This window comes from uncultured Gilvimarinus sp., assembly GCF_963975215.1.
Taxonomy (GTDB): domain Bacteria; phylum Pseudomonadota; class Gammaproteobacteria; order Pseudomonadales; family Cellvibrionaceae; genus Gilvimarinus.
Genome location: NZ_CAXBFW010000018.1, coordinates 1 through 17,091 on the forward strand (window position 1 = coordinate 1; position 17,091 = coordinate 17,091).

Below are 17,091 nucleotides of genomic sequence, written 5' to 3' on the forward strand. Positions count from 1 at the left end.
TCACCGTTCACCGTTCACCGTTCACCGTTCACCGTTCACCGTTCACCGTTCACCGCGACACAAGTGGCGCCGGGCACGGGCCATTCGCGTTCACTTTGCCGGTGCCTTAGGCGGCATTGACCATTGACGAGATAGAGCTCGAAATGATCGGGCCGGTCGCGCCAACTGCCCTGAGCCCCTGCCGCCTCCATACTGCGGGGCCGACTGGCGGCGTCGATGATTAGCAGTGGCTCCTGAGTCAGCACTTGCTGCGACAAGGCGACTTCGGTGTTCAGGGCGTTACTGACAATCCCTTTTAATTCTGCCCGAACCTGGTCGTTTGGCTCTAGCAGTAGCGCCGGTTTTGGCGCCACGGAGGTGCTTTGGCAGCCGCCCAGTGCGAGCGCCAGCAGCGCCCCCACACCGAGGCGAGCGCGCAACGTTGCGCTAACCGGATTCGTCATAAAGTGCTCCCGCTGGTAGGTTGGCGCAGCAGCATATCGCCAAGCCCGGGCGGTTGCCGGATGGTCGGCTCGTTGCTACCAATGCTCGACTTTTGCGGGCCCGCCTGAGTTTTGTTGGCACTGCTTGCGGGGCAGCTGCCGGTGTTGCGGTAGTGCAATGCGGCGGCCAGGCGCGCCTCGTTACTGTCGCCTAAGCCGTGTCCGTAATCGTCGGGTACCCAGCAGCCCGGTAGCTCGGCGGGGTTAGCGCTATTGCTGGTGCCGGGGAAGAAACCGTCGCTGTACTCGCCAAACCCTTTGGCGTTAACCGACTTAAACTGTGTCGAAAAATAGCTGGTGCCGCAGTTACCCACCACATAAGCGCCGTAGGGTTTGCCGCAGGTGGCGGCGCCAATTTGTACTACTTCGACATCGATACCAATCAGGCCGTTAATAATAGCCTCGGAGGCCGAGCAAGTGTCGGCACTGGTGAGCACATACACACGGTCCAGATCCAGAGCGGGTAATGCCTGACCGCCAATTTCGGAAAAACCCTGAGTGGAAGTGTGAAATTCCATAGGCTCCAGTGGCTCGCCGGTGAACGGATCGACATTAGGATACTTGTCGTTAAATTCAGTCGAGTTAAAGGTTTTACCGGACGCATTGCTGCCGGCAATCATGTAGGCCAGCTGGTTGGCGATGTCCAGATAGCCGCCCCCGTTGTAGCGTAGATCCAGTACTAAGTCGCTGATGCTCGCGCTGCGCAATTGCTCGACGGCGTTAATCAGGGCTGTCTCTGCGGTGGCGATGTGGGTATTAAATAAGATATAACCCACCTCGCCGGTTGCGGTGCTCAGAGTTTTCACCGTGGGCGCTGGCGCAATAGTGATCTCGATAGAGTTGAGTTCAACCGTGCGCTCATCTGTGGCGTTTAGGTCGCGCACGGTAAAGCTGTGAGTTTTATTGAGCTCGGAGGGGAACAGCCCGGCGTTAAGCGCATCGACACCGGCATTACTGGTGTCGTAAATTGCATCGACGCCGTCAATTTCTAATACCTGTGCACCGCGACTCAGGCCGGCTTCGGCGGCAGGAGAGTTAGGCTGCACGTACGACACCAGAATTTCCCGGGGCGGCACGGGAGACAGTATCGCCCACACGGCGCCAAAGCCGGCTTCAACTCCAGACTCGGTGCGCTGCAGGTATTCGTCGGTGGGCGCACTCCAGTGGAATTGATCTTTGGGCGTTCCGGTGGGCGTTAGCTGCGTGGTTTTCATCAGCTGAAAGTACTCGGTGGTACTGTAAAGCGCGGGGTTACGATCTTCTACCTCGTCATACCAGAGGTAGAGCTCATTGGTCAGCGAGCGTAAAAAGAAGTTTTCTTCGAGGGTGCTACCGGCCATGTCTGGATAGGGCTGATCGTTGTAGGGCGCAATGCCGGTGCGGGGGTTCTCGCAAAGGCTCCAATAGTCGTCCGCCGGCTCGTAACTACCCTCAACCCAGGTAAGGTTTGAGGTGCTGGAAACGCTGCTCGAGCTGCTCGTGACTGTGGCGCTCGAACTTGAGCGGGTCGCAATGGGGTCGGGGCCTCCGCCACTGCTGCCGCCGCCGCAGGCGGTTAAGCTTAAAAGAGCGGTGGCCAGCAGGGTGCCAGTGGCGTGTGGTAGTTGTCGCTTAAAGCTCATAGTTGCACATATCCTTTGTACTGAATGATTGATGATTGCTCGCGCTTTTATTGTGACTCGACGTTTAGCGCCCGGCGATTATGGCTACCGTGGCGGTTGCCAGCAAGACCCAAAGGCCCGCCGGTAATTGGCTTAGCTCAAGGCTCGGCAGCTGCGCATTTGCCTCGCTTAAGGCCAGATACCCGGCACCGCCGAGGCTGAGCAGCGCGGCGAAGTTGGCGTAGCGCCGGCGCCGCCGGGCTTTTTCTTGCCGGGCCAGTTGCGCGCGGGTGAGCGCCAGCTCCTGGCTCCACTCACCGATGTTTTGCACTTGCTGCAAACCGTTAAACACTAAGTGCGGCACCTCGGGGAATTTTTCCAGCCACTCGGGGGCGTAGCGTTTTAACTCGCCCCACAGAGTGCGCGGGTCAAACCTGTTTTTTAACCAGCGCTCTAAAAAGGGGTGCGCGGTTTTCCATAAATCTAAATCGGGGTACAGCTGTCGGCCCAGCCCTTCAATATTGAGCAGGGTTTTTTGCAGCAACACCAGTTGTGGCTGTACCTCCATATTAAAGCGGCGCGCCGTGCGAAACAGGCTTAATAGTACATGACCAAACGATATGTCTTTGAGAGGTTTTTCAAAGATTGGTTCACACACGGTGCGCACGGCGGCCTCTAACTCTTCGATGCGGGTGTCCTCGGGTACCCAGCCGCTTTGAATATGCAGCTCGGCCACCTGGCGGTAGTCGCGGCGGAACATCGCCAGCATATTGCGCGCTAAATAGTACTGATCGGCCCGGGTGAGTGAGCCGACGATGGCCATATCGACGGCGATGTACTGCGGCTGCTCGGGGTGTTCGCGGGAGACAAAAATATTGCCCGGGTGCATATCGGCGTGAAAAAAGTTGTGCTCAAACACCTGGGTAAAAAAGATCTCGACACCGCGCTCGGCGAGCTTTTTCATGTCTGTGTGCTGGGCTTTTAGCGCGTCGATCTGAGTGACCGGAATGCCCGAGATGCGCTCCATAACCAGTACTTTATTGCGGGTGTAATCCCACATGATTTCGGGGATGTACAGCAGTGGCGAGTGTAAAAAATTGCGCCGCAACTGCGAGGCATTGGCCGCTTCGCGCTGTAAGTCCAGCTCGTCGAAAATCGTTGTGCGATAATCCTCGACCACCTCGACCGGGCGCAGGCGTTTACCGTCGGCGCTGTAGCGCTCGAGACCGCGGGCCAGCAGATGTAGCAGGCGGGTGTCCTGGCTGATTACGCGCTCGATACCCGGGCGCACCACTTTGACTACTACCTCGCGGCCGTCGTGAAGCACCGCGGCGTGCACCTGTGCCACCGAGGCCGAGGCCAGTGGCTCGCGATCAAACTGCGCGAATATGGCATCGACGCTGTCGCCCAGCGAGTTCTCTACCAGCTGGCAAAAGGTCTCTTTGGCGAAGGGCGGTACATTGTCTTGCAGGTTGCTCAGGGCTTCGACGATATCTCCGGGAATTAAGTCTGGCCGGGTTGATAACAGTTGGCCAAATTTGACGAAGATGGGCCCCAGTTGTTCGCACGCCAAGCGCAGCCTTTCGCCACGGCTGAGCTTGCCGGCGGGAATCAGCCGCAGCGGGCTCAGCAGCAGTCGCAGCCACCAGGGTATATTGTGGCGCGGCAGCAGCAAGTCGAGCCGAAATCGGGCAAAGGTAAACATGATTCGGCACAGGCGAAGCAGAGAGTACATCAGTAGTCCTTATTATCGTGGCGCGCCTGCAAGCGGGCTATTCGGGCACCGAGTCGGTCCACGGCAAAACGAGTGTCGTCGATATCGGCAACAAAGGCGGCAAACTCGGAGCGGCCCAATACCGCGCCGGACTCTTCGGCCAAATACTCTCGCACCAGCCGCTCGGCGCTTTGCGCGCGATCGCGGCCCCAGCGGCCAGCACCGCGCAACGATTGCGCCAGGGTGTGAGCGGGTAGGGTGCCAATAATATCGGCGAGCGCAAGCTCCCAGTCGATATCTAACTGCCCTGTTAGCCCTTGCAGCTGCGCCAACACCCCGGCGTTGCCGCTAATGCTAACGCCGCTGCCGTACAGGCTGTGTTGATCGCCAAACAGCAACCTGGCCATATCGGCGCCGCTGCCGCTAAGCGTCGCCGAGAGCTCGCCCTCATAATGCCCGCTTAGGGCAAGGCCGTTGGGAGTAAATTGCAGGTAGATTGTTTGCGCCGGCTGCGTGCAGTCGAGCAGCAAAGTCTGGCCCGCCAGCTTGGCCAGCTGCGCCCGGGTGCCGGGATCATATTCAAGCGCTTTTGCAGCGGCTTGTTCCAGTGCCGCGAGCACAGCGGTGATGGCGGTTGGGTCGGCCATTAGGGTTTAACACCCATGTGCAGTGCAACAATGCCGCCGGTCATGTTTTGAAACTCCGTCATCACAAAACCGGCGTTGTCCATCATGCCCTGCAGCGTTTTTTGGTCCGGGTGCATGCGGATCGACTCGGCCAAATAGCGGTAGCTGTCGGCGTCGTTGGTAATTAATTTGCCCATTAACGGCAGCAGCGAGAACGAGTAGGTGTCGTAGGCTTTTTCCAGCAGCGGATTGGCGGGCTTGGAAAACTCCAGAATCAGCAATCGGCCGCCGGGTTTTAGTACCCGCAGCATCGCCGCCAGCGCGAGGTCTTTGTCGGTGACGTTGCGCAGGCCAAAGGCGATGGTGATGCAGTCGAAGGTGTTGTCCGGAAAGGGCAAGTACTGGGCGTCGGCCTGGGCGCAGGTCAGGTTGCCGGCTACCCCGCGATCGGTTAACCGGTCGCGCCCGACATTGAGCATCGAGGCGTTAATGTCGGCCAGCACCACCAAGCCCTCGGGGCCTACTTTTTGCGCAAACTGATAGGATAAATCGCCGGTGCCCCCGGCAATATCCAGCACTTTGTGGCCGGCGCGTACGGCGGATTTTTCGATTGTGTAACGCTTCCATAAGCGGTGCACGCCGCCCGACATTAAGTCGTTCATCAGGTCGTATTTGCCGGCGACCGAGTGAAACACATCGGCGACGCGTTCGGCCTTTTTGTCGACCTCGACCTGCTCAAAACCGAAGTGAGTGGTTTTTTTCTCGCTCATAGCACACCTTGCCTGTCGCCGGATTTCGGGCCGCTATTGTAACCGAGCCGGCTCTGGTGCGCGACCGGCAACGGCGGGCTATTGCGCCGCGGTGCGGATAACGACGGTGTGGGCGAGCTTGTCGTGCCAGCCTTGTTTGCGCGGGTCCCAGAGTATCCATAAAAACCCCAGCCCCAGCGGCAGTAACGAGACGTAGTAGCCAAGGTAGCGCACCAACAGCTGCCACGGGGCCGGCTTCTTGAGGCTAGTGGCGTCGACGATGGTGGCCCGAACCACCAGTTTGCCGGGTGTTGCGGCTTTAATCAGCCAAAACACCAGAGTAAACGCGGCGGGAATACCGTAATTGACCCAGAGGTCGTCGCCCCCGGCCAGCAGCATGTCAAGGCCGCTGCCGAGGTGGCGATAGGCAATGACAATTGCCATAATCAGCAGGGGTAAAAGCACAATAGAGTCGATGACAGAGGCGCCCAGGCGCGGGCCAAAGCCCACATACTCTGGCGCGGGCGGGGTTTGGCTGGCTGTTTTAGCTGATGTAGGCATAGGGTGAATTTACTATGTTAGCGACTGCAAGTATGGGTAAAGATTACTCGCCCGGCGCGGGTGAATGGCTATACTGATGCCCGGTTCGAGCGTTTGCTCGTAGCTTTTGACGTAGCGGCCAGGCCGCAGTTCCAGCCCTATAACAAATAACGAACGGAGTGCCATTATGCATGGTTTTAAACGATTTTTGGCGTCTTGCCTACTGACAGTAACGGCTTTGAGTGGCGCGGCTAACGCGGCAGAGCCCGAGCTTAGCGTTCAGCTATGGTCGGTGAAAGACGATTTAACGCAAGACTTTAAAGGAACACTGGAGTCTCTGGCCGATATGGGCTTCGACGCGGTGGAATTTGCCGGCAACTTTGGCCCCTATGCCAATGACCCGGCGGGGTTAAAGGCGTATTTGGCCAGTATTGGTTTGCAGGCCTCGGGCGCCCACGTGGGGTTTGATCAGCTGAGCGGCGATAAGCTTTATCAAACCGCCGCGTTTTACTTGGCTCTGGGCGCTGATTATTTGGTCGTGCCCTGGGACGAACGCGCCTTTAGCGCCGATGGTGTAAAAGCGCTGGCGGCTGAGTTAAACGAGGTGGCCGGTAAGCTCGCGCCTTACGGCTTGGTGACTGGTTATCACAACCACGCGCCCGAGTTTGAGCCTTATAAAGACACGACTTTTTGGGATTATATCGCCTCTCATACCGATGACCGGGTGGTGATGCAGCTGGACGCGGGCTGGGCGACGGTCGCGGGTAAAGACGCCGCCGCTTACATTCGCAAATACCCGGGGCGCACCCTGGCGACCCATATCAAAGCGGGCCTGCCCGAAGGCACAACCGGTAAAAAGACCATTTTAGGTCAGGACGTAGCCGACTGGGCTGCCGTGGTAACCGCTGCGCGCGAAGTGGGCGGCACCGAGTGGTTGGTGGTCGAGCAGGAGGAATACCCCGAGGGTATGTCGCCGCTGGAGTCAGTGGAGGCCTCGGTAAATGGTCTGCGCGAGATTATGGCCAATATGTAACGCCACCCTGCGACTACCGATTGGGCGCCACAAGGCGCCCTTTTTATTGGTCGGTAGGTTAAGCAGAATGCTAAACTAGCGAAGCTCCACTCCGGCTATAGAGGGGGCGAGCTGGCCTCGTGTTGCAACTTCCGGCAGGGATGGCTTGTCTGAAAGGTTGCTCACATTGATTTTAGTATGGACCTTATGTCGCCAAACACCCCGCGCCTGCTGTTAGTTGGTGCCCTTATTCAGACACCTCTGGCGCTTGCCGTCGAGCCCAAGCTTGAATTAGTGGGCGGCTCCGATGCGCTGCGAGACAATATCCGCGCTTACCTTGATCTGGGCAGCCAGTCTTGCCGGCTGGCACGCTGGCACATGCGCGCGCTGGGGCGCGAGCTTGATACCAAAGTGGATGAAGCCGCGCGCGCGCTGGGTTACTACCACCTCACGAGCCAAAAAGAATTTACCCGCGAAAACGACTGCTGGCGCTTAACCCTGAATATTACGCCGGGGCCGGCGGTTGCCTACGAAGAGGTGAATGTTTATATCAGCGGCGAGGGCAAAGACAATCGCCGTCTGCTTAAGGCGCGCTCCAACAATCCGCTACGCGCCGGCAGCCAACTCGATCACGGCCGCTACGAGGCTTACAAAAACAGCCTGTTAAAAGCCGCCAACACCCAGGGCTACTTTGACGCCGACTTTCGTCGCGCCGAGGTGCTGGTGAGTCAGGAGCGCAACACTGCCCGGGTTAATATCGAACTGGATACAGGTGACCGTTACCGCCTGGGCGATATTAAGATTACCCACGATATTCTGAACGATGACCTTATCGATCGCTACGTCACCTTGGAAGAAGGTGACGAGTACAACGCCGACGATTTAGTGCGCTTAAAAAGCGAGTTGCAAGCCAGTAATTATTTTGGTGGCGTGAACGTCGTGCCGCAAATGCAATCGCTAAACGATGGCACCGTGCCGGTTAATATCGATTTAAATGCCGGCCCCAAACACAGCTATTCGGCGGGTATTGGTTACGCCTCGGATACCGGGCCGCGCATTTTGCTGGGGTATGAAAACCGCTACCTAAACGATCGCGGTCACAAGCTTGACGTTAACATCAACGCCTCGGAAGTGATCACCACTTATATGGTGAGCTACTCCATTCCTATGGGGCGCCCGGCGTATCAGGTGTTGCGCGGCTATACGGGGTTTACGCAAGAAAAAATCAACGACTCTACCAGCAACCGCTTAGCGACCGGGGTAAATTATTCCAGCTGGGAAAACAGTGCCTGGCTGAATAATTATGGCCTCAGCTATGAAAAAGAAGATTACTCTTTTGGGGATGACCCGGCGAAACACTCGGAGTTGATTATCCCGTTGTACAGCACCTCTTATTCAAGCGCTAAAGATGTGAATTATCCCCGTCGCGGTTGGAATGTCACCATGCGCCTAAAAGGCGCCAGCGAATCGCTTATTTCCAGTACCGATTTTTTGCAGGCCTATGGCCGGCTAAAAGTAATTTTGCCGCTAGGCGACGATAGCCGCTTACTGTTGCGTGGCGAAGCCGGGGTTACCGAAATTGATGACTTTGACAAGCTGCCGATCTCGCTGCGCTTTTTTGCCGGCGGCGACTCAAGCGTGCGTGGTTACGGCTATAAAACTCTGGGCCCCACCAACGATGACAATATTGTGATTGGTGGCTCGCGTCTGTTAACCGGCAGTGTCGAGTACGATTACCGCATTTTTGGCGACTTTAGTGTGGCAACCTTTTACGACGAGGGCACCGCCTTTAATAAAGGCTATCTCGATCGCTACCGCGGTGTCGGTGTCGGGGTGCGCTGGATTTCGCCGGTGGGGCCGGTGCGCGCGGATATTGCCCGGGCGCTCGATGGCGATGAAGGCTGGCGCCTGCATTTAAGTGTGGGGCCCGATCTGTGATTAAGCGCGTGCTGCTGCGGGGGCTGTTGTCGGTCGTCGTACTATTGATGACGCTGATCAGCGTGGCAACGCTGGTGCTGGTGACCGAGCCTGGCACGCGCTGGCTGTTAGATCAGGTGCGCGGTGCCACCGCCCTCGAGTATCAGCGCCTGGATGGCAACCTAATGACCGGTGTGCGTCTTGAGCAGGTGCAATATACGATGCCGGGTGGCGAATATCGCGCCGAAGCGCTCGAGTTAAGTTGGCACCCCGCGGGCGTTATCTGGGGCGCGCTGGTGGTGGATACCCTGGCGGTCACGGGCTTAGACATAAACATAACCACCAGTACTGAGGCGCAAAACCCCGAGCCGCAAAAGGCTTTTAGCTGGCCGGAGCTCAACCTGCCCATTGCGATTGTGGTGCGCAACTTAACGCTCGATCGCGGTTACGTGGCGGTTAATGATCAAGCGTATTATGTGGATGCGATTACCGCGAGTGCCCGCTATGGCCCGGGTAGCTTAGTGTTTGACGCTTTGCAGGTGCGCACTGCCGCGAGCGAGGCGAGCTTAAGCGGGAGCGCCGATCTTAGTTACCCCTATCAATTCGATGTGCAGTTAGATTGGGATTTACAGCCCCTGCCGGGCGATGCTCACACGGCCGATGTCATGCACTTTGTGCCCGCTGCAGTGTTAGATCGTGCACCCGCCGGGCAGTTGGCGTTGCAGGGCGATATCGCCGACTTAACGGTAGACGCATCGCTTGCGCGCCCGGTCGAGCTGTCACTGACGGGCCATTACCTTACCGGCCTGGATGAGCGGCCCGCCGCAGTGGATGCCGAGGTGTCCTGGTCGCGCCAACCTCTTGCGGCGCTAGGCGTTGAGCTTGAAGCGCTGTCGGGCAGCGATATCGCAGGCACTTTGACGGTAAAAGGGTGGCTCGATCAGTATCAGGCCAAGCTGCGGGGGGAGTTTATTCACCCCAGTTACCCCAGCTTGTCACTGGCGGCCGATGTGACTGGCGATACCGAGCATCTGGTGTTAAATGAGTCGGCGTTTGGTGCGTCTGGCTCTAGGCTGGAGGCGAGCGGCCGGCTCGATTGGGCGCAGGGGCTGGGCTGGGATTTAGCCATCAGTGCCGAGCATTTAGACCCCCAGATGTTACTTGCCGGTTGGCCGGGAGATATTCAGGCCGAGGTGGTGACTAAGGGTTTTCAGCGCGAAGGTGACCTGGATATAACCGTGGATATCAACACGCTGGCCGGGCAGTTGCGTGGGCTGGCGCTGAATGGTCGGGGCGCGGTGGGCTATAACGGCGAGCGCTGGCAATTTACCGATGTGGCGGCATCACTTGGGGCAAACCGGCTGGCCGTTAGCGGCAATTTGAGCGACCAGTACAATATTGGCTGGGACATTCAGGCGCCCATATTAGCTCAGATCGACCCGAGCCTGGGAGGCAGCCTTACCGCCACGGGCAAGCTAAGCGGTAGTATCGCGACGCCTAAAATTGAGCTAAACGCTACGGGTGAAGCGCTGCATTGGCAGGACTACCAGGTGGGTAACTTGAGCTTGCGCACCAGCTCCGACGATATTAAAAGTGGCCGCCTGACGCTTACCGCCGAGGCGCGTGAGCTACTGTTGGGCGGGGTCGAGCTGGCCGCCACCACCGCTGTGATTGATGGCGGTGCCGAGCAGCACACCTTATCGCTGGACGTGGTGCAGGACGGCCAAAATGATCTGCAGTTGAGCTTGGACGGTGGCTGGGATGGCGAGCAGTGGCGCGGTGATCTTGAGCAGCTGCAAGTGCGCTCGGCCTACGCGCGCACGATGAATTTACGCGAACCGGCCGCCTTGGTATTGGCCGCTAACGCGGCCGAGCTGCAATCGCTTTGTCTTATTAATCAGCGCGGCGCGGCCCGCGCAACAAACAATGACGCCGCCAATACACCCGCTGCGCTGGATGCGCGCAGCGCTCGCCCCGGCGACGTCCCGCAGGATGTAGCCCCGCCGCGTAACGCCGGCACCGATTTGTGTGTTGCGGCGCAGTGGCGCGCCGAGGGGTTAACCGAAGCGACGGTAACGATTAATCGTCTGCCGTTAGCGTTGCTGCGCCGCTGGCTAAAAGATGACGTTGATGTTGAAGGCTTTGTGCAAGGTAAAGGTACGCTGCATTGGCCCGCCGGCGAATCGCAAACGGCAACCCTCGAGTTGGCGGCGCAAGAGGCCGCGTTTACCTATCATGTAGGTGAGGACGATCTCGATCGCTATCCGCTGGATAATTTGCAGCTAACGGCGGATTACCGGGATCAGCAATTAAGCGCTGAGGTGGGCCTGAGGTTTGTCGATTACGGTCAATTGCAGGGGACGCTTAACGCGCGTACCGATGATCGCTCGCTGGGCGGCAAACTCAATATTGCGCTCGATAACCTCTCGCCGCTGGAAGCGCTTGTGCCCGCGATCAGCAATATCCAGGGCTCGCTTAACGGCGCGGTTACGGTTGCCGGCTCGCTCGATGCACCCAGCGCGAGCGTCGATTTAGCGCTGGCCGGCGCGGCACTCGAGCTGCCCTCGCTTGGGGTCGATTTAACCGAGCTCAACGCCACCGTCACGGGCGATCACAACAAGCTGGAGCTTGAGGCACAGGCGGCCGCGGCTGATGGCTCGCTCAATGTATCGGCCCAGGGGCGTGATTTGTTGACGCCCGACTGGAACATTGATGCCGGGGTAAAAGGTGAGCGGGCAAAAGTGATGGCGATTCCCGCGCTGACGCTATGGTTAACCCCCGATATTGACATCAAGGTAAACGCGGGCGCCTTTGATATCTCGGGCAGCGCAACCGTACCCGAGGCACACGCGGTGATCAGTACCCTGCCGGTAACGGCGACCAAAGTGTCTGACGATGTGGTGGTGATCGATGCCGAGCAAGATACAGCGCAGGGCAAAGGCATGGCCATGCACTTGAATTTGGACGTTACCTTGGGCGATAAAGTCACCTTGGATGCGGCTGGTTTTAAAGCGCGTATCGGCGGCAATATGTCGCTCAATAAAGTGCCCGAGCGGGCCATGTACGCGGTGGGCAACATTGAGATTATCGACGGGCGCTATCAATCGTTTGGGCAAAACCTCACGATCGAGCGGGGCATTTTGTCGTTTCAGGGGCCGCTGGATGATCCGGGGTTAAATGTCACCGCCACACGCGAGGTAGAAGAAACCACTGTGGGGCTAATGATTGGCGGTACCCTGCAACAGCCGGTGACTGAAATTTTCTCGCGGCCACAGGTGAGTGACAGTAACGCCATGTCGATGCTGTTTACCGGCAAGCCACTCGACGGCGCCTCGTCGGGCGAGGGGGCTATATTGGTGAGCGCCATCGCTAAGTTGGGTATTAAGCGTGGCCAGTTTTTGGCCGATGATATCGCCGGTCGTTTTGGTTTAGATGAGCTGACCATTAAGGCCGACGATGACGTTAAAGACAGCCGCCTGTGGTTGGGTAAATACATCACCGAAGATTTGTACGTGCACTATGCCATCGGTTTATTCGACAGTTTGTCGAGCGTGGGGTTAACCTACTTTTTAAACGATAACTTCCGCATCGAGGCCGAATCCGGCGAGGTGCAAAGCGCTGATTTGATTTTCCGTATGGAGCGCTAACATCCTCTGACGCTCCATTTCGGTGCGCGCGCACAGGGGTATTCTTTATGGGCTCCATTTCGGTGCGTTAAATTTGCCGCTGGCGCGGGCGCTTTACTTTTGTAAGCACCAATGCGGTGCGCTTTGTTTGCTCGCAATCGTGACTTTTTAAGCTCTCACAACAATAATTATATTGTTTTTCAATGAGTTAGTGCTGTTCGAGCGCGTTGGCATAATGCTTGCCATAGCTCCTTTAACTGTCCTACTACTGTTAAAGGAAAACCCATGGCTTATATCGAACCCTCCGAGTTTGTGACCAAAATGGTCGACGCTGGTGAGCAGAAAGTTTACATGTCCACCAAAGATACCCTTATTCGCGCTTTTATGGCCGGCGCCATTCTGGGCCTGGCGGCCATGTTCGCCATTACCGTAATGGTTAAAACCGGCAGCCCCTTGATTGGTGCGATACTCTTCCCGGTCGGTTTTATCATGTTGTATTTGATGAAGTTTGACCTGTTGACCGGTGTGTTTACGCTGGTGCCTCTGGCGCTATTGGATAAGCGCCCGGGGGTTACCTTTGGTCAGGTGATGCGCAACTGGGGTTTAGTGTTTTGCGGTAACTTTGGTGGGGCCCTTACCGTCGCCTTTTTGATGTCGTTTATTTTGACCTACGGTTACAACGTTGATGGCGGCGCTTTGGCGGCCAAAGTTAGCAGCATTGGCGAGTCGCGTACGGTGGGCTACCAGGCGCACGGCTTAGATGGCTGGTTGACGATTTTCATCCGTGGCATGCTGTGTAACTGGATGGTTTCTATGGGCGTTGTGGGGGCGATGATTTCGACCTCGGCCACCGGCAAAATGGCGGCCATGTGGATGCCCGTGATGCTCTTCTTCTTTATGGGCTTTGAGCACTCGATTGTTAATATGTTCTTGTTCCCGTTCTCAATGATTATGGGTGGTGACTTTACCGTAGCCGATTATTTGGTGTGGAACGAGCTGCCTACCGTTTTGGGTAATTTAGCCGGTGGCTTGTTACTGGTTGGTTTGCCTCTTTATATGACCCATGTTCGCACTAGCCCCGAGCGTAAAGTTGGTCGCTAGTTATCTATCGGGTTGTTCCGCCCGGTAACGGGCGGAGTTTTTTATGGCACAGACATTAAAAGTTCGCGTCGGGCAATGCACCGATAAAGGCCGCAAAGCGGTCAATCAGGATTTTATCGGAGCCTGTATACCCAAAGAGCCACTGCTGAGTAGTAAAGGGGTTGTGTTGGCCCTCGCCGATGGCATCAGCAGCAGCAATGTTAGCCAAATCGCCAGCGAGACGGCGGTATCGAGCTTTGTCGACGATTACTACTGCACGTCTGAGTCCTGGTCGGTAAAAAATGCCGCACGCAAAGTGCTGCAGGCAACCAACTCCTGGCTTTACTCGCAAACCCGCAACAGCCCCTACCGCTATGAGCGCGACAAAGGTTACATCTGCACCTTTTGTGCGCTCATTATTAAATCCCATACCGCGCATTTATTTCACAGTGGCGATAGTCGTATTTACCGGCTGGCCGGGAGCGCGCTTGAGCCACTCACCGAGGATCATCGCACCCGGGTAAGCCCGGAGGTGAGTTATTTGACTCGGGCGCTGGGTGTGCAGCAAGCGTTAGAGGTGGATTACCGCGAGCAGCCGCTGGAAGAGGGCGACCGCTTTATGTTGGCCACCGACGGTGTTTATGAGTTTGTCTCTGGCGCCGAGATTTTTAAGGCGCTTAGTAAGCACAGCGATAACCTGGATCGCGCCGCTCAGGATATTGTCGCTACCGCACTGGCCAATGGCAGTGACGATAACCTCAGCGTTCAGTTGTTGCATATCGAGCAGCTGCCCGCGCAACAAATACATGAAGTGCAGCGGCAGTTGCACAGCTTGCCGTTCCCGCCGCGCTTGCAACCGCGCATGGAGTTTGATGGTTTTACGATTGTGCGCGACATTTATATCAGTAGCCGCAGTCATGTGTTTTTGGCCGAGGATCAACAAACCGGGCAAAAAGTGGTGATTAAAACCCCCTCGGTGGAGGCGCGCGGTAATCAGGATTACCTCGAGCGCTTTTTGATGGAGGAGTGGATTGCCCGGCGTATTGATAACGTGCACGTATTAAAGGCGCCGTTGGTAGAGCGCAAGCGGCGTTACCTGTACGTGGTGACCGAGTACATCGAGGGGCAAACACTGGTGCAGTGGATGCGCGACAACCCTCAGCCAAGTCTTGAGCAAGTGCGCGATATTATCGAGCAACTCGCGCGGGGCTTACAGGCGTTTCACCGCCAGGAGATGATCCATCAGGATTTGCGCCCCAATAACATCATGATTGATGCCAGCGGCACGGTTAAGATTATTGATTTTGGTGCGACCAAAGTGGCGGGTGTGACGGAGATGACGCGGGACGATCGCAGTATTCAAGGCACCGCGCAATTTACCGCGCCGGAGTATTTTAGTGGCGACGAGACGGGCTTTTATTCGGATATTTTTTCGGTGGGGGTAATTGCCTATCAAATGCTCTGTGGCGATTTGCCCTACGGCACTGCTGTGGCAAAGGCCAATAACCGTCGTGCTCAGCAAGCGCTGAGCTATCGCTCGTTATTGCTCAGGCGCAAAGGGTTGCCCGTGTGGGTAGATGAGGCGCTGCGCAAAGCGGTGGCGATAAAACCGCACAAGCGCTATCAGGAGTTAAGTGAGCTGGTGGCCGATTTGCGCAAGCCCAACCGGGCGTTTAGTCAAAAGGCCCGGGCGCCATTAATCGAGCGCAACCCTGTGCAGTTTTGGCAAGGCGTGTCGCTGATTTTATTGTGCCTGTTGGTGTGGCAGCTTTTGCCCTAGCGCCAACTGCTCGCTATTTTCCCTCCTACTTTTATCCCCCAACAACGGCCACTCGCCAGGCGTTAGCGGTGCGCTAGCGCTTTTACGCTAGATTAGTTAGCCTCTATAGGTCGATCGACTGAAGATAGATTTACACTATTGGCCGAATAGACGCAATTGCGTGGAGCTTATTGTTGGGAGTGATTATTATTTACCTGTAGCAACAAACTAATCACTAACCGGAGGCGGTCATGTTAAAAACTCTATCTTTTGCCGTATTGCACTTCACCGTCGCGTTCACGGTGACCTACTTATTAACCGGGGATATTTTAATCGGCAGTGCCGTTGCCCTGATCGAGCCGGCTGTGAACACGGTGGTGTTTTACTTTCACGAGCTTGGCTGGAATCGTTGGAAGGACGGGCGCGGCGCCTTACTGGAGGTGTTCGCGCAAAGGGCTTAAGGCCGGACAAAAGCGCGTTTAGTCGGCGCTTTTGTCACTTTTAGTATCGGTTTGATCGTTTGCGTCTTGCGGCTCGGCCTCGTTACGGCGGCGATACAATATGCGGCCAAAGAAGATACCAACCTCAAACAACAGCCACATGGGTAGGGCCAGTAACGTCTGCGAGATAACGTCGGGCGGAGTGAGCAGCATGCCGATAATAAAGCAGCCAACCACTACATAGGGACGTTTTTTGGCCATACCGTCGGGGGTAATAGCGCCGCCTAAAATCAGCAAAATAGCGGCAATCGGAATCTCAAAGGCGACCCCGAAGGCAAAAAACAGTTTTAGCACAAAGTCTAAATAGCGGCTGATGTCGGTCATGATGGCGACATTGGCGGGCCCCACCGAGGTAAAAAAGCCAAACACCAGCGGGAAAACCACAAAGTACGCGAACGCCATGCCGGCGTAAAACAACACAATACTGGAGGCCAGCAGTGGCAGGGCCAGTTGTTTTTCATGGCGGTACAAACCGGGGGCAATAAACGCCCAGGCCTGATAAAGGATGTAAGGCGCACTCAGCACAAACGCCACAAACAGTGTGAGCTTAAAGGGCGTTAAAAAGGGCGAGGCCACATCGGTGGCAATCATCGAGCTGGACTCTGGCAGGTAAGCTTGCAGAGGCGCCGAGGCCCACTCGTAAATCTCGGCGCTAAAGCCCAGCAATGCCGCGCAAATAACCCCCACCACCAACAGCGCCCGCAGCAGTCGGTTGCGCAGCTCGATCAGGTGTTGCACAAGCGGCAGTTCTTTATCGTTGGATTCGCTCATGATTTACCGGAGTCGCTTGGGGCGGGGTTGCTAGGCTTTTCGGCTTCTGTTGGCTCTGTTTGATCCGCAGAGGGCTTTTGTTTATCCGCTGACGGCTCCTCCGTGTGCGCGTGGTCGGGCAGCTCGTCGGTCTGATCATAACGTTTGGAGTCCATGCGGCTGGCGCGTTCGGGCTCCATAATGTTGTTCATCTCACTTTTTACGTCGTCGAGCTCGCGGCGGGTGGCTTCGAGGTTGCGCATGATTTGCTCATTGTGCAGCTGCCGGCGAATATCGTCGGCCCCGATTTGGCGCTCGATCTCGGTGCGGGTTTCGCTCAGGCTGCGTTTTAAACGGCCGATCCATAAGCCTACGGAGCGCACAGTCTCGGGCAGCCGCTCGGGGCCAATCACCAGCAGTGAGACGATAGCGATCAGCAGCAGCTCAAAAAAGCCCATATCAAACATAGTGGCAGCGGCGCTTAGTGAGTTTCAGTTTTGTCTTTGCTGGTCGCTTTGTCAGCGTCGCCGGCCTCGTCAGTATCTGGTGCCGCGACTTTTTTAGGGTCTTCGGTGTCTTTTTTTTGGTCGTCGTCACCAACTGACTTTTTAAAGCCTTTGATGGCCTCGCCCAGGTCTGAGCCCATGCCGCGCAGCCGTTTGGTGCCAAACAGCATGATAACAATGGCCAAAATAATCAGTAATTGCCAGGGACTAATGCCCATGATGATGTCCT

General features: G+C 56.6%; 15 protein-coding genes. 6 read left to right on the forward strand and 9 right to left on the reverse strand.

From position 1 onward, the window contains the following. Positions 1–35 precede the first annotated feature (35 nt). The 6 genes from AAC019_RS12060 to AAC019_RS12085 all read right to left on the reverse strand — a co-directional run bounded on the left by AAC019_RS12060 (position 36) and on the right by AAC019_RS12085 (position 5,733). On the reverse strand, positions 36–443 hold the full coding sequence (locus tag AAC019_RS12060; RefSeq protein WP_339899181.1) for a hypothetical protein: 408 nt from the start codon (positions 441–443) through the stop codon (positions 36–38). Continuing rightward, entirely contained in the window at positions 440–2,104 is a 1,665-nt protein-coding gene (locus AAC019_RS12065; RefSeq protein ID WP_339899182.1) for a S41 family peptidase, read from the reverse strand. The genes AAC019_RS12060 and AAC019_RS12065 overlap by 4 nt, the downstream gene beginning before the upstream one ends. Before the next feature lie 64 nt (positions 2,105–2,168). Beyond that, positions 2,169–3,818 carry a ubiquinone biosynthesis regulatory protein kinase UbiB gene (gene ubiB, locus AAC019_RS12070; protein WP_339899183.1) on the reverse strand — a complete coding sequence of 550 codons (1,650 nt, stop codon included), beginning with the start codon at positions 3,816–3,818 and terminating at the stop codon, positions 2,169–2,171. Beyond that, positions 3,818–4,444, reverse strand: coding sequence for an SCP2 sterol-binding domain-containing protein (locus AAC019_RS12075; RefSeq protein ID WP_339899184.1), 627 nt, complete (start codon positions 4,442–4,444; stop codon positions 3,818–3,820). The genes ubiB and AAC019_RS12075 overlap by 1 nt, the downstream gene beginning before the upstream one ends. Next, positions 4,444–5,193, reverse strand: a complete 750-nt coding sequence (gene ubiE / locus AAC019_RS12080; protein ID WP_339899185.1) for a bifunctional demethylmenaquinone methyltransferase/2-methoxy-6-polyprenyl-1,4-benzoquinol methylase UbiE — start codon at positions 5,191–5,193, stop codon at positions 4,444–4,446. The genes AAC019_RS12075 and ubiE overlap by 1 nt, the downstream gene beginning before the upstream one ends. Positions 5,194–5,271: 78 nt before the next feature. After that, positions 5,272–5,733 (reverse strand): RDD family protein, encoded by a 462-nt coding sequence (locus AAC019_RS12085; RefSeq protein ID WP_339899186.1) that lies wholly within the window; start codon positions 5,731–5,733, stop codon positions 5,272–5,274. A gap of 166 nt (positions 5,734–5,899) precedes the next feature. Here AAC019_RS12085 and AAC019_RS12090 point away from each other — a divergent pair, with 166 nt between their 5' ends. From AAC019_RS12090 to AAC019_RS12115, 6 genes are all read left to right on the forward strand, one after another. Then, positions 5,900–6,745, forward strand: coding sequence for a sugar phosphate isomerase/epimerase (locus tag AAC019_RS12090; protein WP_339899187.1), 846 nt, complete (start codon positions 5,900–5,902; stop codon positions 6,743–6,745). Between the two features lie 177 nt (positions 6,746–6,922). Beyond that, positions 6,923–8,662: an autotransporter assembly complex family protein gene (locus tag AAC019_RS12095; RefSeq protein WP_339899189.1), complete on the forward strand. Its 1,740-nt coding sequence runs from the start codon at positions 6,923–6,925 to the stop codon at positions 8,660–8,662. Beyond that, positions 8,659–12,288 (forward strand): translocation/assembly module TamB domain-containing protein, encoded by a 3,630-nt coding sequence (locus AAC019_RS12100; protein ID WP_339899191.1) that lies wholly within the window; start codon positions 8,659–8,661, stop codon positions 12,286–12,288. The genes AAC019_RS12095 and AAC019_RS12100 overlap by 4 nt, the downstream gene beginning before the upstream one ends. Positions 12,289–12,552: 264 nt before the next feature. Next, a complete protein-coding gene (locus tag AAC019_RS12105; protein WP_339899193.1) occupies positions 12,553–13,368 on the forward strand; it encodes a formate/nitrite transporter family protein in 816 nt (271 codons plus the stop codon). A 43-nt stretch (positions 13,369–13,411) separates the two neighbouring features. Next, the gene (locus AAC019_RS12110; protein ID WP_339899194.1) at positions 13,412–15,127 is read left to right on the forward strand and encodes a protein kinase; all 1,716 of its coding nucleotides are present in this window, start codon (positions 13,412–13,414) and stop codon (positions 15,125–15,127) included. A 230-nt stretch (positions 15,128–15,357) separates the two neighbouring features. Then, the gene (locus AAC019_RS12115) at positions 15,358–15,567 is read left to right on the forward strand and encodes a DUF2061 domain-containing protein (RefSeq protein WP_339899196.1); all 210 of its coding nucleotides are present in this window, start codon (positions 15,358–15,360) and stop codon (positions 15,565–15,567) included. Positions 15,568–15,585: 18 nt separating this feature from the next. Here the strand turns inward: AAC019_RS12115 and tatC are convergent, their stop codons facing one another. The 3 genes from tatC to tatA are packed head-to-tail and all read right to left on the reverse strand — an operon-like array spanning position 15,586 to position 17,083. Continuing rightward, on the reverse strand, positions 15,586–16,377 hold the full coding sequence (gene tatC / locus AAC019_RS12120; protein ID WP_339899197.1) for a twin-arginine translocase subunit TatC: 792 nt from the start codon (positions 16,375–16,377) through the stop codon (positions 15,586–15,588). Beyond that, positions 16,374–16,823 (reverse strand): Sec-independent protein translocase protein TatB, encoded by a 450-nt coding sequence (tatB, locus tag AAC019_RS12125; protein WP_339899198.1) that lies wholly within the window; start codon positions 16,821–16,823, stop codon positions 16,374–16,376. The genes tatC and tatB overlap by 4 nt, the downstream gene beginning before the upstream one ends. Before the next feature lie 14 nt (positions 16,824–16,837). Next, complete coding sequence (gene tatA / locus AAC019_RS12130; RefSeq protein WP_339899261.1) at positions 16,838–17,083, reverse strand: twin-arginine translocase TatA/TatE family subunit; 246 nt, start codon at positions 17,081–17,083, stop codon at positions 16,838–16,840. Positions 17,084–17,091: the final 8 nt, after the last annotated feature.

Excerpts from the sequence above, each read along its gene's own strand:
- tatC (WP_339899197.1), bottom strand. The coding sequence starts at position 16,377 with ATGAGCGAATCCAACGATAAAGAACTGCCGCTTGTGCAACACCTGATC.
- AAC019_RS12105 (WP_339899193.1), top strand. The coding sequence starts at position 12,553 with ATGGCTTATATCGAACCCTCCGAGTTTGTGACCAAAATGGTCGACGCT.
- AAC019_RS12090 (WP_339899187.1), top strand. The coding sequence starts at position 5,900 with ATGCATGGTTTTAAACGATTTTTGGCGTCTTGCCTACTGACAGTAACG.
- ubiB (WP_339899183.1), bottom strand. The coding sequence starts at position 3,818 with ATGTACTCTCTGCTTCGCCTGTGCCGAATCATGTTTACCTTTGCCCGA.
- AAC019_RS12075 (WP_339899184.1), bottom strand. The coding sequence starts at position 4,444 with ATGGCCGACCCAACCGCCATCACCGCTGTGCTCGCGGCACTGGAACAA.
- AAC019_RS12110 (WP_339899194.1), top strand. The coding sequence starts at position 13,412 with ATGGCACAGACATTAAAAGTTCGCGTCGGGCAATGCACCGATAAAGGC.
- AAC019_RS12095 (WP_339899189.1), top strand. The coding sequence starts at position 6,923 with ATGGACCTTATGTCGCCAAACACCCCGCGCCTGCTGTTAGTTGGTGCC.
- ubiE (WP_339899185.1), bottom strand. The coding sequence starts at position 5,193 with ATGAGCGAGAAAAAAACCACTCACTTCGGTTTTGAGCAGGTCGAGGTC.
- AAC019_RS12065 (WP_339899182.1), bottom strand. The coding sequence starts at position 2,104 with ATGAGCTTTAAGCGACAACTACCACACGCCACTGGCACCCTGCTGGCC.
- AAC019_RS12060 (WP_339899181.1), bottom strand. The coding sequence starts at position 443 with ATGACGAATCCGGTTAGCGCAACGTTGCGCGCTCGCCTCGGTGTGGGG.
- AAC019_RS12085 (WP_339899186.1), bottom strand. The coding sequence starts at position 5,733 with ATGCCTACATCAGCTAAAACAGCCAGCCAAACCCCGCCCGCGCCAGAG.
- AAC019_RS12115 (WP_339899196.1), top strand. The coding sequence starts at position 15,358 with ATGTTAAAAACTCTATCTTTTGCCGTATTGCACTTCACCGTCGCGTTC.
- tatB (WP_339899198.1), bottom strand. The coding sequence starts at position 16,823 with ATGTTTGATATGGGCTTTTTTGAGCTGCTGCTGATCGCTATCGTCTCA.